At 31.4% G+C, this 15,627-nt stretch carries 12 protein-coding genes; 7 read left to right on the forward strand and 5 right to left on the reverse strand.

Going from position 1 to position 15,627, the window contains the following annotated elements:
- Nucleotides 1-290: 290 nt before the first annotated feature.
- The 3 genes from AJ881_RS04365 to AJ881_RS04375 form a co-directional block, all read right to left on the reverse strand.
- Nucleotides 291-1,337: a type II asparaginase gene (locus AJ881_RS04365; RefSeq protein WP_083259449.1), complete on the reverse strand. Its 1,047-nt coding sequence runs from the start codon at nucleotides 1,335-1,337 to the stop codon at nucleotides 291-293.
- 84 nt (nucleotides 1,338-1,421) lie between these two features.
- Nucleotides 1,422-2,993 carry a single-stranded-DNA-specific exonuclease RecJ gene (gene recJ / locus AJ881_RS04370; RefSeq protein WP_044305655.1) on the reverse strand — a complete coding sequence of 524 codons (1,572 nt, stop codon included), beginning with the start codon at nucleotides 2,991-2,993 and terminating at the stop codon, nucleotides 1,422-1,424.
- Nucleotides 2,980-4,611 (reverse strand): CTP synthase, encoded by a 1,632-nt coding sequence (locus tag AJ881_RS04375; protein ID WP_002860871.1) that lies wholly within the window; start codon nucleotides 4,609-4,611, stop codon nucleotides 2,980-2,982. The genes recJ and AJ881_RS04375 overlap by 14 nt, the downstream gene beginning before the upstream one ends.
- A 119-nt stretch (nucleotides 4,612-4,730) precedes the next feature.
- Between AJ881_RS04375 and thyX the strand changes: the two genes are divergently transcribed.
- Both thyX and AJ881_RS04385 read left to right on the forward strand, forming a co-directional pair.
- The gene (gene thyX / locus AJ881_RS04380; RefSeq protein WP_002853111.1) at nucleotides 4,731-5,354 is read left to right on the forward strand and encodes an FAD-dependent thymidylate synthase; all 624 of its coding nucleotides are present in this window, start codon (nucleotides 4,731-4,733) and stop codon (nucleotides 5,352-5,354) included.
- Between the two features lie 121 nt (nucleotides 5,355-5,475).
- Nucleotides 5,476-6,861 carry a cation:dicarboxylate symporter family transporter gene (locus AJ881_RS04385; protein ID WP_044778560.1) on the forward strand — a complete coding sequence of 462 codons (1,386 nt, stop codon included), beginning with the start codon at nucleotides 5,476-5,478 and terminating at the stop codon, nucleotides 6,859-6,861.
- 38 nt (nucleotides 6,862-6,899) lie between these two features.
- On the opposite strand, the gene AJ881_RS04390 is transcribed toward AJ881_RS04385, so the two are convergent.
- Both AJ881_RS04390 and purB read right to left on the reverse strand, forming a co-directional pair.
- Nucleotides 6,900-9,269, reverse strand: coding sequence for a ribonucleoside-diphosphate reductase subunit alpha (locus AJ881_RS04390; protein ID WP_070282596.1), 2,370 nt, complete (start codon nucleotides 9,267-9,269; stop codon nucleotides 6,900-6,902).
- 15 nt (nucleotides 9,270-9,284) lie between these two features.
- A complete protein-coding gene (gene purB, locus AJ881_RS04395; RefSeq protein WP_070282598.1) occupies nucleotides 9,285-10,613 on the reverse strand; it encodes an adenylosuccinate lyase in 1,329 nt (442 codons plus the stop codon).
- Nucleotides 10,614-10,690: 77 nt separating this feature from the next.
- Between purB and AJ881_RS04400 the strand changes: the two genes are divergently transcribed.
- The 5 genes from AJ881_RS04400 to dba all read left to right on the forward strand — a co-directional run bounded on the left by AJ881_RS04400 (nucleotide 10,691) and on the right by dba (nucleotide 15,621).
- A complete protein-coding gene (locus AJ881_RS04400; RefSeq protein ID WP_044779733.1) occupies nucleotides 10,691-11,593 on the forward strand; it encodes an RluA family pseudouridine synthase in 903 nt (300 codons plus the stop codon).
- Nucleotides 11,594-11,704: 111 nt separating this feature from the next.
- A complete protein-coding gene (locus tag AJ881_RS04405; RefSeq protein ID WP_002860866.1) occupies nucleotides 11,705-12,577 on the forward strand; it encodes a fumarylacetoacetate hydrolase family protein in 873 nt (290 codons plus the stop codon).
- Between the two features lie 87 nt (nucleotides 12,578-12,664).
- Nucleotides 12,665-13,579 carry a cytochrome-c peroxidase gene (locus tag AJ881_RS04410; RefSeq protein WP_070282600.1) on the forward strand — a complete coding sequence of 305 codons (915 nt, stop codon included), beginning with the start codon at nucleotides 12,665-12,667 and terminating at the stop codon, nucleotides 13,577-13,579.
- Entirely contained in the window at nucleotides 13,569-15,347 is a 1,779-nt protein-coding gene (locus AJ881_RS04415) for a methyl-accepting chemotaxis protein (RefSeq protein WP_070274255.1), read from the forward strand. Before AJ881_RS04410 ends, AJ881_RS04415 begins: the two co-directional genes overlap by 11 nt.
- Nucleotides 15,348-15,453: 106 nt before the next feature.
- A complete protein-coding gene (gene dba, locus AJ881_RS04420) occupies nucleotides 15,454-15,621 on the forward strand; it encodes a disulfide bond formation protein Dba (protein WP_002779270.1) in 168 nt (55 codons plus the stop codon).
- Nucleotides 15,622-15,627 lie beyond the last annotated feature (6 nt).

Raw genomic sequence — 15,627 nt, forward strand, 5'->3', positions numbered from 1 at the left:
TAAAATCTACTCAGTTAGTGAAACTTTATAATTTAAAAGATTTTAAGTCCTTTTTTCAAAAAAGGAAATGAAAGTATAACCAATTAAACTTAAAAGGGGATTAAATAAAGGATTAAATAGTATAAATATTTGTGTAAGTATTTATATAAGTATTTGGTGGGTTGAAAAATGGGGGGGGGGTTATATTTTAATGATAATAAAAAATGCAAGATATAATATACTATTATTGGGATTAAAAGGCTTGACTTAGGGAAGATAATTTCCCTAAGTTTAGAAATATTTAAAAAATTTTAATATTTTAAAAAATACTCTTGAATTTTTTTAGGATCACTTGTTTTTGTAAGCGCTAACATAAGTAAAACTCTTGCTTTTTGAGGATTCAAATCTTCAGCACTAATAAAACCTAATTTTTCATCTGAATCACTCACAGCAACACGACCTGCTACAACCCTTGAACTTACAACAACATCAAGTCCTTTTTTCATAAGCTCTTTTAAAACATTTTTTTGATCTTCATGTATACTTCCTGCACCACTTCCTGCAACAACTATGCCCTTAGTTCCATGTTCAAATAAAGCTTTTGCAGCGACGCCACTACCATCATTTGAATAACTATAAAGAATATCTACTTTTGGCAAACTTGTGAGTTTGCTTACATCAAAAGGAGCGTTTTTTGTATGAGCTTTAGTAACATTATTATAGAAAAAGACTTTACCATCTACTATATAACCCAAATCCCCAAAATCAGGAGAAGAGAAAGCATCAACATTTAAACTATGGGTTTTTACCACGCCTCTAGCACTTAAAATTTTATCATTCATAGCTACCATAACACCCTTACCCTTAGACTCTTTATCAGCAGCTAATGCTACAGCATTGTAAAGATTTTTTGACCCATCTGCACTTATAGCAGTTGATGGACGCATAGCGCCAACTAAAACTACAGGCTTATCGCTTTTAATGGTTAAATTTAAAAAATAAGCAGTTTCTTCCATAGTGTCAGTACCATGAGTTATAACCACACCATCCACCCCTTCGGCAAAAAGCTTATTGATTTCTTTAGCAAGCTTTAGCCAAATTTCATCACGCATATTTGAACTATCGATATTTGCTATTTGTTCCCCGCTAATATTAGCTAAATCTTGAATTTGTGGAACTGCTTTGATTAAAACATCTACACCAACAACCCCAGCTGTATAACCTGTTGTGGCAACAGCACTATCAATAGAACCTGCTATCGTTCCACCTGTTGCTAAAATAGCAATCTTTGGTTTAGCTTCTGCCATACATGCTCCTATAGATAAAAATACTAATACACACAATAGTAACTTTTTCACAATTCTCCCCTTGTTTGTTAAAATTCGTTTCATTAATGAAACTTATATAATATTAATAAATAATAAATAAAAATTTTATAAATTTTATAAAATTTCTTTAATAACAAATTGTGGAGTTACTAATCCTCTAAATTCATTCTTAGAAATACTTCCAAGCAAAGAAATATTTTGATTCAATTCTGGCTCTTTATCAAAATTAAAAAATAAAGCTTCTATGGTTTTATTTTCCTTGGTTAAAATAAGCTTTAAGTGTTTTTCATCTTTACCTAGAAGTTTTTTATTTTTTACACAAAGATTTTCTAAAACAAAAAAAGGTCGTGGATTTTTATGTCCAAAAGGTTCAAAAGATTCTAAAATTTCAAGCATTTCAAAATCAATTTCGCTAGGTTCTAAGATTCCTAAAATTTCATCTGTGTCCAAAAATTCACTTTCAGAAATTTGCGAACATTCTTTTTTGATTTTATTTTTAAATTGTTCAAAATTTTCAGAGTTTAAACTGATTCCAGCAGCACCTTTATGACCACCATAATTGCTTAATATAGTATTTGTCTTAGAAATTAAAGCTAAAATATCAATCTTGCCAACACTTCTTGCACTGCCTTTTAAGTGTTCTTCATTTTGAGAAAATACAAAAGCAGGTTTATTAAAATGTTTAGCTAAACGACTTGCCACAATCCCTAAAACCCCTTCATGCCAATTTAAACCCGATACCACAATACAAGAATCGTTTTCATCGATTTGATTTAAACTATCTTCAAAAAGCTGTTTTTCTTCATCTTTACGACTTTCATTAAAACTAACAATTTGCTCTAGATATTCTAAAGCTTTATTAAAATCTTTAGTGTGTAAAAATTCATAAGAAATACTTGCATCATCCATTCTTCCAGCACTATTTATAAGCGGAGCAATTAAAAATCCTATATTATCAAGAGCAAATTTATCCTTTTGATAATAATGCTTAATAGCCCGAAAAGCAGCTCTTTTAGATTTGTTAATATGATCTATACCACGCCTTACTAAAGCACGATTTAAATCTCTAAGCTCCATCATATCTGCAATAATTGCAATCGCCAAAAGTTCTAAAAATTTACTCATATCGTATTTAAGCTTGCAAACTTCTTTTAAAGCTGCTATCAAATACCATGCTACTTGAGCTCCACAAATTTCAATTTCTGGAAAATCACAATCTTTTTGCTTTGGATTGATAATGGCAAAAGCATCAGGTAAAACATCTTGAGGCATATGATGATCAGTGATAATCAAATCTATATTTTTTTCTTTACAGAGTTTGGCTGCTTCAAGAGCAGCTATTCCATTATCTACTGTTATTATTAAATTCACATCAAGTTCGTTGATAATCTCAGCATTTAATCCATATCCATCTTTAAAACGATTTGGAATTCTTACTATATAATCAAAACCTATATCATCGAAAAATTCTGCCATAATAACACAAGAAATGATTCCATCAACATCATAATCCCCTACTATGGCGACTTTCTCATTTTTTTCTACAGCTTCTTTGATGCGATTAGCTGCTTTATATGCATCCTTTAAACAGCATGGCAAAGGCAGATCGCAAAGTTTGGTATGCAAATCTTTTTCAAAGCGTGAAGCCAAAATTTTTTTAATTTCATTTTTATTAATTATCTTCATAGTTTATAGCTGCCTTGATAAAACCGCAAATCACAGGATTAACATGCTCAAGTCTTGATGTAAATTCTGGATGAAACTGCACAGCCAAGAAAAAAGGATGACAGTTAAGCTCAACTGCTTCGATCAATCCTTTGCTTTCACCACTTACAATCAAACCGTGTTTTTCAAAATCTGCTCTATATTTTGGATTTGCTTCATAACGGTGGCGGTGGCGTTCTTTTACACTTTTTGCTTCATTATAAACCTTAGCCAAAAGGGATTTTTCCTTAATATCGCATTTATAAGCTCCTAAACGCATAGTTCCGCCTAAAGGAGTTTTTGCAGTACGAATTTGTTTTTCTCCATTTGTATCCATAAATTCATCAATCAAATAAACCACAGGATTTTGGCATTTCTCATCAAATTCACTTGAATTTGCATCTTTAAGTTTTAATACATTTCTAGCAAATTCCACCAAAGCAAGCTGCATACCCAAACAAATTCCTAAAAAAGGAATTTTATTTTCTCTTGCGTATTGAATGGCTTTTATCTTACCTTCTACACCACGATATCCAAATCCCCCTGCAACTAAAATTCCACTCACATCTTTAAATACTTCAGCACTTTCCATATTTTCAAGTTTTTCACTATCTACCCATTTTAACTCCACTTTAGTATCTAGGGCTGCACCTGCATGTATAATAGCTTCAGTAAGGCTTTTATAGCTTTCTTTTAAATCCACATATTTGCCTACAAAAGCGATTTTAACTTCATTGCTTGGAGCTATAACTCTTTTTACCAAAGAGTCCCAATTTTCCATATTAGGTTTTAAATTTTTCAAATCCAAAATTTCAGCAATAGGACTTAAAATATCTTGCTTTAAAAAATTAAGTGGAATTTGATAAATACTAGCCGCATCAACACTTTCTATCACACAATTTTTTTCCACACCACAAGAAATAGCAATTTTATCTTTTAAATCCCTATCAAGAGCTTTTTCACTACGACAAATAATCATATCAGGACTAATGCCTATGCGTCTTAACTCGCCTACACTATGTTGAGTAGGCTTTGTTTTTAATTCCCCTGCAGCTTTGATAAAAGGTACTAGAGTAAGATGAATATTCATAGCATTATTTTTACCCACTTCCAAACGCAAAGCACGAATAGCTTCTAAAAAAGGCAAGCCTTCTATATCCCCAACAGTTCCGCCTATTTCAACGATGAGTATATCTTTGCCTTCTCCTGCTTTTTTAATGCGATCTTTGATTTCTCCTACTATATGAGGGATAACTTGAATGGTTTTGCCAAGATATTCTCCACGCCTTTCTTTTTCAATCACACTTTGATAAACGCGTCCTGTAGTAAAGTTATTATCTTGAGATAAACTCTCATCCAAAAAACGCTCATAATGTCCCAAATCAAGATCCGTTTCTGCTCCATCATCAGTTACAAAAACTTCCCCATGCTCAAAAGGACTCATGGTGCCTGGATCGACATTGATATAAGGATCAGCTTTTAAAATACTCACTTTAAGCCCTGAATTTTTTAAAAGTGTTGCGATAGAAGCAGCAGCTATCCCTTTACCCAAAGAACTTAAAACTCCGCCTGTTACAAAAATATATTTTGTTTGTTTCATTGATAATAAGCCTTATTTTTTTATCTAATTATAGCTTGATAAAACTTTTTATTTCATTAGAATTTTAAGTAAAAAATGCAAGAATTACAAAAAATATTTTTATCAAAAAAGGAATAAGCATGCAAATCACTTTACTTTTTCACACTCCATTATCTGTTTGTTCTCATGCAACAAGAACTTGTTGGCAAAGCTTTGAAAAAGGCGATTGCGGTGGCGAAAAAGATAAAGAACTTATCGATCGCGTGGGCAACAAATTCAAACACGCTTCAACCTTAGAACATCTAAACTATACTTTTTATATACAAGGAATTTCAAGAGCTTGCTTACAAGAAGTTGCAAGACACCGTCACACTAGTCCTAGTGTAAAAAGCACGCGTTATACCTTAAAAGAACTTCGCAATGAAGCTGAATTTAAAATAGGAGATTTTGAAAATGCAAGCCGTTATCTTGTGCTTTGTGGTAATGAAGAGGTTGATAACGCAAGCATTAAAGCCTTAGAAAATTTACGCACTATTTTACAAAAAAGCATTAGTCTAGATATAGCCAAATACTGCTTACCAGAAAGCTATAAAACCGAACTTACACTAACAATTAATGCAAGAAGTTTACAAAATTTCATATCTTTGCGTAGTTCAAAATCAGCTCTTTGGGAGATTAGAAATTTAGCAAATGCTTTATTTGAAGCCTTACCACAAGAACACAAATTTATATTTGAACATTGCTTACATAAAGATATAGAATAAATCATACTAATTTTATCTTATTTAAAATATTTTTATGCTACCATTATATAAAATCAAGCCTTTATACAAGTATATTTTCATATACCTTGTGCTTGATTATAGTTTCTTATAAGGACTTTTTATGGATAAACAATTTTTTCAAGATTTTCTAATGATTTCACAAGCTCATACTATAACTACTCTTGCTATGCTTTGCGTTGTTTTTTACGCATTAAAAAAAATGCGGGATATAAAAATCAATTTTTCTCTTCGCATGCTATTTGCGCTTTTAATGGGTTTGGGGTTTGGTTTTGCTTTGCAATATTTGGCAAATTTTCCAGATGCTAAAGAAGCAAGTAATATACTTTGGTATAGTGAAACAAAACATTGGTTTGCATTTGTAAGTTCTGTTTTTGTAGCTTTTATAAAAATGCTAGTTGTTCCTCTTGTAAGCATTTGCATTATAAAAGTAATTATAGAAATTGATAAAAATATCAAAATATCCTCCTTGCTTGGAATAAGTCTTTTTTGGATACTCTTTAGCACAGCCATAGCTGCAACCTTGGGTATATTTTTAGGTTATAGTTTTGATTTAGGAAGTAATTTTGCTATACATGAAGGAGATAAACAAATTCGCGAAATTCAAACTTTTTCAAATATTATACTAGGGCTAATACCTAGCAACATCATTACAGCTATTAATAAAGAAAATATTATAGCTATTGTCATTTTTTCTTTTTTTATAGGAATTAGTGCTAAAAAAATTTCTAAAAAAGAAGAGTATGAACAAGCCTTTAAAAGTTTTCATAATTTTATCCTAACCTTTTATAATATTATGATAAACATGACTGCTACAGTTATTAGATTTATGCCTTATGCTGTAGTTTGTATGATGGCTAATGTGCTTTTAAGCAATGGTTTTGAAGCTATCAAAACAGCTGGACTTTTTATAATACTTATTTATATAGCTATGTTTATAATGTTTGGGGTGCATTTTTTACTTCTTGCTTCACAAGGGCTAAACCCTATAAAATATGCAAAAAAAGCCTTTCCTGTATGGTTATTTGCATTTAGCTCAAGATCTTCTTTAGGCGCTTTGCCTATGACCACTTCAACTTTGCAAAATAAATTTGGAGTTAATTCAGCTATAGCTAATTTTGTAGCATCTATAGGTACAACAACAGGACTTAATGGTTGTGCAGGATATTTTCCGGCTTTAGCGGCAGTTTTTGTAGCTTTTGCTACACATACACATATTGATTTTACATTTGCTTTGATGATAGTTTTGGTAGCTGTTATTGGATCCTTGGGTATAGCTGGGGTACCTGGAAGCGCAACTATGGCAGCTTCTATTATGTTAGCAGGGATTGGATTTGGTAATAATTTTGTCATGCTAAGTTTGATTTTAGCCATAGATCCTATTATAGATATGGCAAGAACAGCAAGCAATGTCTCAGGAGCTATGACTTCGGCACTTTGTACTGCAAAAAATCTAAAAGCTCTAGACAAAGAAATTTACAATTCTTAATCTTTTAAAACCCAATGTTTTTCATTGGGTTTTAGTATTTATTGGCAACCTTCACATTCTATGCTACGATCTGCAACATTGACTTTTTCACTATCAGGGCTTTCACTTCTTAAATAATAAGTAGATTTTACTCCAAGCTCCCAAGCGAGTTGATAAATTTCATTTAAATATCCCCCACTTGCTTTATCGAGTGACAAAAAGATATTTAAACTCTGCCCTTGATCGATCCACTTACCACGCACAGCAGCAGCCTTTACAAGAATTTTTTGATCAAGTTCGTAGGCTGGAGTATAGTATTGCCAAGTATCAAGGCTTAAATTTGGCACAACAACAGGTATCATACCACTTAAATTTTGTTCAAACCACTTTCTTTTATAAACAGGTTCTATAGTCTGCGTAGTGCCTACCAAGATAGAAATAGAAGAAGTAGGTGCAATGGCCATCAAATAACCATTTCTCATACCATCTTTTTTAACTTTTTCTCTAAGTTTAACCCAATCGCATTCACTTTGATCAAATAAACCTTCTCTTAAAGTTAAAGCTTTAGCCTTAGGACTTGCTACATCAATAGGAAAAATCCCCTTGCTCCAGTTTGATCCTTCAAAATCTTCATAAGAACCTTTTTCAAGAGCTAAATTTGAACTCGCATTAATAGCCTCAAAGCTAATTTGCTCCATGATTTCATCGATTTTATTTAAATGCTCATCACTTCCCCAATGAATCTTAGCTTCAGCAAGCATTTGTGCCTCACCCATGACTCCAAGACCTATGGCGCGAGATTTTAAATTTGTATCTTTTACTTTTCTATGAGGATAAAAATTTAAATCAATTACATTATCAAGCATACGAATAGCCGTTGGCACAACACGCTCTATATCTTCTTTGGTATATACTTTGCTAAGATTTATACTTGCTAGATTACAAACGGCTGTTTTTCCATCATTTTTATATTTTTCTACTATATAAACTTTATTACCATCAATACTATCTAAAGTTGAGATTTTTTTGGCTGGTTTTTCATATCCCCCATCGATTACGACCTTTTGTTCTTCATCAAAATGAAGCTCATCTCCATTTTCAAAAACTACTTTAATTTGATAATAATTTGGCTCGGTATTTTGAAAAATTTCAGTACATAAATTTGAACTTCTAATAATTCCTACATGAGCATTTGGATTTGCTCTATTAGCACTATCTTTAAAACATAAAAATGGCAAGCCTGTTTCAAAATAATTTAGCAAAATTTTCTTCCAAAGCTCTTTAGCTTCTATGATTTCTTTGGTAATGCTTTCATCTTTTTCATATTCTTCATAGCGTTTTTCAAAAGCCTCGCCATATAAATCACACAAATCCGCTGTATCTGCAGGATCAAAAAGAGTCCATTTATCATTAGCTCTTACTCTCTTCATAAAAAGATCATTGATCCATAAAGCAGGGAAAAGTTCATGAGCACGGCGTCTTTCTTCACCTGAATTTTTACGCAAATCAATAAAATCACTTATATCCATGTGCCAAGGTTCTATATAAACGGCTATAGCTCCTTTTCTGGTTCCTAGTTGATCTACTGCCACGGCAATATCATTAGTAATTTTCAAGAAAGGTATGATCCCTCCTGCAGCGTTTTTATGTCCATCTATGCTTCCACCCATAGCACGCACTTTAGACCAATCCCAACCTATACCGCCACCAAATTTGGAAAGCAAAGCCATTTCTTGATAAGAATCAAAAATGCCTTCAATATTATCAGGAGTTGAACCTATATAGCAAGAGCTAAGTTGATGGCGCGTTGTCCTAGCGTTTGATAAAGTTGGAGTTGCAAGCATGAGTTCAAATTTAGAAATAAGATCATAAAATTTCTTTGCCCATTCTTGGGGATTAAATTCATTCTGCGCTAAAAACATCGCAATGGCCATAAACATTTGTTGAGGAAGTTCTATAGGCATACCTTTACTATCTTTAATCAAGTATCTATCATATAAAGTTTTAATACCAAGATAAGTAAATTGCATATCGCGTTCAGGTTTAATATAAGCATTTAAATCATCTAAATCGTATTTTTCTTTAAGACCAAGTAAAATTCTTCCTTCTTTTTCGCCCTTTTCAAAATATTCACGCAAATGATTATAGCGATTCATACCATTAACTTTCTTATACAAATCAAATAAAAAAAGTCTAGCTGCAACAAAGGTCCAATTTGGACAATCAATATCTATCTTATCTACCGCGGTTTTAATTAAAGTTTTTTGAATTTCTTCAGTTGAAATTCCATCGCGAAATTGAATCTTTGCATCGAGTTCAAGTTCGCTTAAATTCACACCTTCTAAATCTTTTACAGCATCAGAGGTGCATTTTTTAATCTTAGAAATATCCAATTCTTCTGTGCGACCATTTCTTTTAATAACTTTCATTGCCTTCCTTGCTTTTTATTTAAATGTTCTTTTAAAAATTGCATCAACATTTTTTGTATAGTAGTTATAATCGAAACATTTTCTTACATCCTCTTCGCTCAAACTTTTTCTTAAATCCTCATCCTCTAAAAGTGCCAACAAAAACAAACTTTCATTTTTTTCATTGATAGCAGCCTTGCCATTTTGCAAATCCGCCCAAACTTTCATAGCATTTCTTTGAACTATTTTATAAGCTTCTTCACGACTAATGCCTTTAAATGGAAGCTCTAAAAGCACCCTCCCTGAAAATACAAGCCCGCCTGTAAGATTTAAATTTTTCATCATATTTTCAGGATAAACCAAAAGCTTATCAATCATATTTGTAAGACGCATAAGCATAAAATCAGCCGTGATAAAAGCATCAGGCAAAATAAATCTTTCGACACTAGAATGAGATATATCTCTTTCATGCCAAAGTGCAACATTTTCTAAAGCTGGAGTTACAAAAGATCTAAGCACACGACAAAGCCCTGTGATATTTTCACTTAAAACGGGATTTCTTTTATGTGGCATAGCTGAACTTCCCTTTTGTCCTACACTAAAATACTCTTCAGCCTCATAAACTTCAGTTCTTTGAAAATGTCTTATGGCTACAGCGATTTGCTCACAACTTGAAGCTAAAATCGCAATAGCAGAAATAACTTGAGCGTAACGATCTCTTTGAATCACCTGATTTGAAACAGGAGCGGCTTTAAGACCTAAATTTTTACAAACTTCTTCTTCAAATTCCAAAGGTGCATGAGCAAAATTTCCCATTGCACCGCTGATTTTTCCATAGCTTATCACTTCTTTTGCATGTTCTAAAAGCTCTTTTGCATGCAAAATTTCATCATACCAAATAGCTAACACCAAACCAAAAGTGATAGGCTCTCCATGAATTCCATGACTTCTTCCTACCATTAAGGTGTTTTTATGCTCCAAAGCACGCTTTTTGATCACTTCTAAAAGCAAAGAAACATCTTCTAAAATAAGCTCCAAACTCTCTTTTATCTGTAAAGCAACAGCTGTATCTATACAATCAGAACTTGTCATTGCATAATGCACAAAACGACTCTCTTCTCCCAAACTTTCACTTACACTTGTAAGAAAAGCGATAACATCATGTTTTGTGGTTTTTTCTATTTCGTCTATTCTTGCAATATCAAATTTTGCATTTTTAAGAATTTTTTCGCAGTCTGTGTCATTAATGAGACCGAGTTTATTCCAAGCTTTTACAGCAGCTAATTCTACTTTTAACCACGCATCATATTTTGCTTGCATGTCCCATTTTTTAGCCATGATTTCTCTGCTATATCTTTGAACCATCTTTGAAACCTTTTTAGCTATAATTTTATATTTTAAAAAACGGAAATTATATCAAATTATCCTAAGAAAGTTATTAAATGGCCTACATAAAAATAAAACTCTCAAACAATGGAAAAAAGGCGTTTCAAGTCCTTATGGAAAATTTAAAAATTAGCATAAATGAAGCACAAAAACTCATAGACAAAAAAAGACTTTTTTGTGATGGAATTTTAGTAGAAGAAAAGAATAAAATTTTAAATGGTTTAGTAGAGCTTATAGTCTATGAAAACAACCCCAAAGGAGTAGAAATTGTCTTTGAAAATGAAGACTTTGCCATACTTGAAAAAGAAAGTGGGATCTTAAGCCATCCAAATGGTAGACATTGCAAATACAGTCTTAGTGATGAAATTTGGCATCTTTGGGGAAAAGAAGCTTGCGTAGCGCACAGGCTTGATAAAGAAACAAGCGGACTTATACTTGTAGCCAAAAATAAAAAAGCTCAAATTGATCTTAAAAGCTTGTTTGAAAAAAAACTAGTTCAAAAAGAATACCTTGCTCTAGCTCATGGAAAAATAGAAGAAAATTTTATAGTTGATAAAGCTATAAATTTAACTAAAAACTACGATGATATAAAAACAAGAATGCAAATTTGCAAAGAAGGAAAACAGGCTATCACTGAATTTGAAATTTTAGAATACTTTCCTAAAATCAACGCCACTCTTTTACTTTGCAAACCCTTAACAGGCAGGCAACACCAAATAAGAGTGCATTTGCACTATAAAAACCATACCATTTTAGGAGATCCGCTTTATGGGCTTAGCAAAGAACAAATCGAAAGCATTTTAGATGAAAAATTAAATCCTAAAGAACGCTTAAAACTTACAGGTGCCTTGCGTTTGTGTTTGCATTCTTATCGTTTGAAATTTCAATATAAAAATCAAAATTTTGATATCAACTCAAAAATAAACATAAAAGAAATTTTCAACAATTCCATAAAATAAAATGATGTTTCACTACGCTACAATCAATCACTTTTTTACCAAATTTTAAAACAAAAAAATAATTCTTGCTAAAACTTTAAGTATAATTAAATAAAAAAGCGAGATTTTCTAATGAAATTTGTTAATTTTATACAGGATCAAAAACCCAATCTAGGAGTACTAAATTCTAGTGGAAAAATTGTAAGTTTTGCTGATCTTGGCATTGAAACTAACGATATGAATGAATTTATTATCTATTTTGATAAATTTAAACACAAGCTTACAGACTTGGATTCTAAAATAGCCTATGAAATTCCAAAAGAAGATTATCTAGCTCCTATTATAGAACCTCGTCAAGATATTATATGTCTTGGGATTAATTTTTTAGATCATGCCAAAGAATCTGCCAAATTTAAGGGTGAAAAATTTGAAGAAAGAGAATATCCTGTATATTTTGGAAAACGCTGCAATCAAGCTACGCCGCCTTTTGGTGATATACCTTTACATGCAGATGTAACTTCTCAGCTTGATTATGAATGTGAGCTTGCATTTATTTTAAGTAAAGATGCTTATAAAATCAAAGCTAAAGATGCAAAAAATTATATCTTTGGCTATACTATTATCAATGAAATTTCAGCTCGCGAACTTCAAAAACGCCACAAACAATTCTACCGAGCAAAAAGTCTTGAAGGTAGCACTATAATGGGACCTTATATCACAAGCGTAGATGAAATTTCTTATCCTCCTAAACTCCAACTTCAAAGCTATGTCAATGATGAACTACGCCAAAACTCTAACACCCAATTATTTATTTTTGATATTGCTTATGTCTTAGAAGAACTTAGCGCGGGCATGCTTTTAAAAGCTGGAAGCATTATATCTATGGGAACTCCTAGTGGAGTAGGTATGGGGTTAAATCCACCTACTTTTTTAAAATCAGGAGATAAAGTACGTTGTGTCATAGAAAATTTAGGAGAACTTTGCAATAAAATAAAAAAACTTTAAATAAAAAATATCAATATATTAAACAATTTACCAAAATTAAAGTATAATGACATTCTGAGAAATTTAAACTTAAGGTAGAAATTTATTATGAAAAAAATAATAATAATTTTATGTTTATCTTATGCAAATATAGTCTTTGCAGTAGATATGATAACCCCTATTCCAAATTCCATCCCTTATGATAAAGAAAAAGCTAAGCTTGGAAAAAGTCTTTATATGGATAAAAGCTTATCCAAAGATGGAAAAGTTTCATGTAATACCTGCCATAGGCTTGATCAACACGGCGTTGATGGACTTGAATTTTCAATAGGAGTTGATAATCAACTTGATAAACCTTTTAACACTCCTACAACCTTTAATTCTGTGTTTAATTTTGTGCAATTTTGGAATGGCAGAGCCAAAGATTTAGCAGAACAAGCAAAGGTGCCTTTTTTTAATCCAAAAGAAATGGGACTAAGTCCTGAACTTCTTTTACAAAAAGTTAATTCTAATGAAGATTATGTAAAAACTTTTAAAAAACTTTATGGAGAAGTTACGGTAGAAAACATAGCTCTTGCAGTTGCAGAATTTGAAAAAACCTTAATCACTCCAAATTCTCCTTTTGATCGCTATCTTAGCGGAGATCAAAATGCTATTTCAGCTCAAGCTAAAAAAGGTTATGAAGATTTTAAAGCTAATGGCTGCATTTCTTGTCATCAAGGTCAAAATATAGGTGGAAATATGTTTCAAAAAATCGGTATTTTTGAAGAATACCCAAATCAAGAAGATTTAGGACGCTATGAAATCACAAAAAGAGAAGCTGATAAAATGATATTTAAGGTTCCTAGTTTAAGAAATATAGCCAAAACCGCGCCTTATTTCCATGATGGTTCTATACCTACTTTAGATGCTTGTGTTCAGTTTATGGCTTACTATCAACTAGGAAAATTTTTAGATCAAGAAACAGTTGATAATATAGTTGCATTCCTAGAAAGCTTGACAGGAGAATATCATGACAAATAAAAAAAGTTCATTTTTGATAAAATTTATTATTTTATCTACACTAGTTTTAGCTTTTATTCTTGTTTTGCTAGGTATTATTTTTAACAACTACTCCTCATCTAAAGATAATAAAGACTTAATAAACATAGTTCAGCAGCTACAAATTTCAGATGAAAAAATCAATTCCGTTTTTCAAAATAGTTTTAATTTTATTAACTATGATCCAAGTGTTCAAGCAATAAAAAAAATGCAAGAAAACTTTAAAAAACTTAAAACTTTTGGGATTGATATAAGCAAAGCGGAAGAAATTTTTAATGCCAAACTAATCCAGCTTAATTATTTCAAATCCGCAAATTCCATAGCAGTAAATTCAAAACTTTATTTGTTTGAATTGGCTAAAAATTATTTTGAAGAATTAGAACAAAACCATGAAACAAATAAAAACAACTATAGAACAATGAGTTCTATGTTAAGCGTTCTTTCAACTGAAAGTATTTTACAAAAAACAACACTCAATCAACTCAACAATCTTATGAAAGAAATCAAAAACGATACAAAAAGTGAAAATTTACAACTTTTTCTAAAACACTATAAAATGATTGTAAAACAGATTTCTATTATGCAAGATAATTCTTCTATTTATGAGAATAATTCTCTTATGAAAGAGTTAAAACAACTTAACACTTTCACCCAAAATACTATAGAACAATCCAATTTATTTAAATTTTATATCGCTTTAATAGTGTTTGGAATCACTCTTGTATTATTTGTATTTTTTATTTTATTAACACTAAAAAAAGTCATCATGCCAATTCATACTTTAGAAAAACTAAGCGCTAATTTAGCTAGTAAAGAAGCCAATCTACACTCTCGTTTAAATATAGATCCAAAAAGCGAACTTGGACAAAGTGCTCAATATATTAATTCATTTATATCCACCGTTCAAAACTCAATCATAGAAGCCATAGAAAATGCTAAATCAAGTCATCAAAATTCACAAAAGCTCAAAAACAACTCTATGATGCTTGAAAACAGTTCTAATTCACAACATGAACAAATTCAAGGTGTTAAAGAAATCACCTATGTCTTAGATGATCATATCAATCTTGCGGGAAATTTAGCGCAAGAAAGCATAGAAAATATGCAAGATATGCACATACTGATGGATAAGGTAGAACTTACTCTATCTGAACTTATAAATTTAATAAATGAAAATAATGAAAAAGAGCAAAATATAGTAGCCAATATGGATAATCTAACTCAAAGTGCAGATAATATCATAGAAATTACAAGTTCTATTAGAGATATAGCCGATCAAACCAATTTACTTGCCTTGAATGCAGCTATTGAAGCTGCAAGAGCGGGCGAACATGGACGGGGTTTTGCAGTTGTTGCTGATGAAGTAGGTCAACTTGCCGATAAAACAAGTAAATCTCTTTTAAATATAAATGCTACTGTTAATGCTATAGTCCAACAAATCAATGACAACAAAGCCTTGATGGATCTTATCCACGATTCTATGAAAGAAACCTCTTTAAAAACCAATGATTTACAACAAGAACTTGTAAATTCTATGCATAAACTAGAAAGCTCTATAGAATCAACCCAAACCATGAAAGATAAAAGCATGGAAGTAAAAGATAAAATGCTTATCCTAGGAACAAGCATAGACAAGGTTAATGAACTTGCAAATTCTGTTAAAGATTTATCATCCGAAATCAATAATATCTCTCAAAATGTTCTAAATGGTGCGTCTAAACTCTCTGAAAAATTAAGTAGCTTTCAGTAACTTTTTTCGTGTTAATTTAAATTAACACGAAATTTTAATAAAAAATTTATCTTTAATTTATGTTTTTAAAGTAAAATTAACGGTTTTTATTTCATAAGGAGATACTATGGAGTTTCTTGAACTTTTATTAGTTTTAATCGCCTTGATACTGATTATCAAAAAACCAGAAAAAGAAAATTTGGCTTTTGGTTTAGTAATGGTAGCTTGGCTTTTAATGGTTTTTTTCTATGTTGGCCACAAAACAGGCGCACTATTAACAATAATGAATCTGTAAGGAAGG

Source organism: Campylobacter sp. BCW_6460 (genome assembly GCF_001762705.1).
Classification (GTDB): domain Bacteria; phylum Campylobacterota; class Campylobacteria; order Campylobacterales; family Campylobacteraceae; genus Campylobacter_D; species Campylobacter_D jejuni.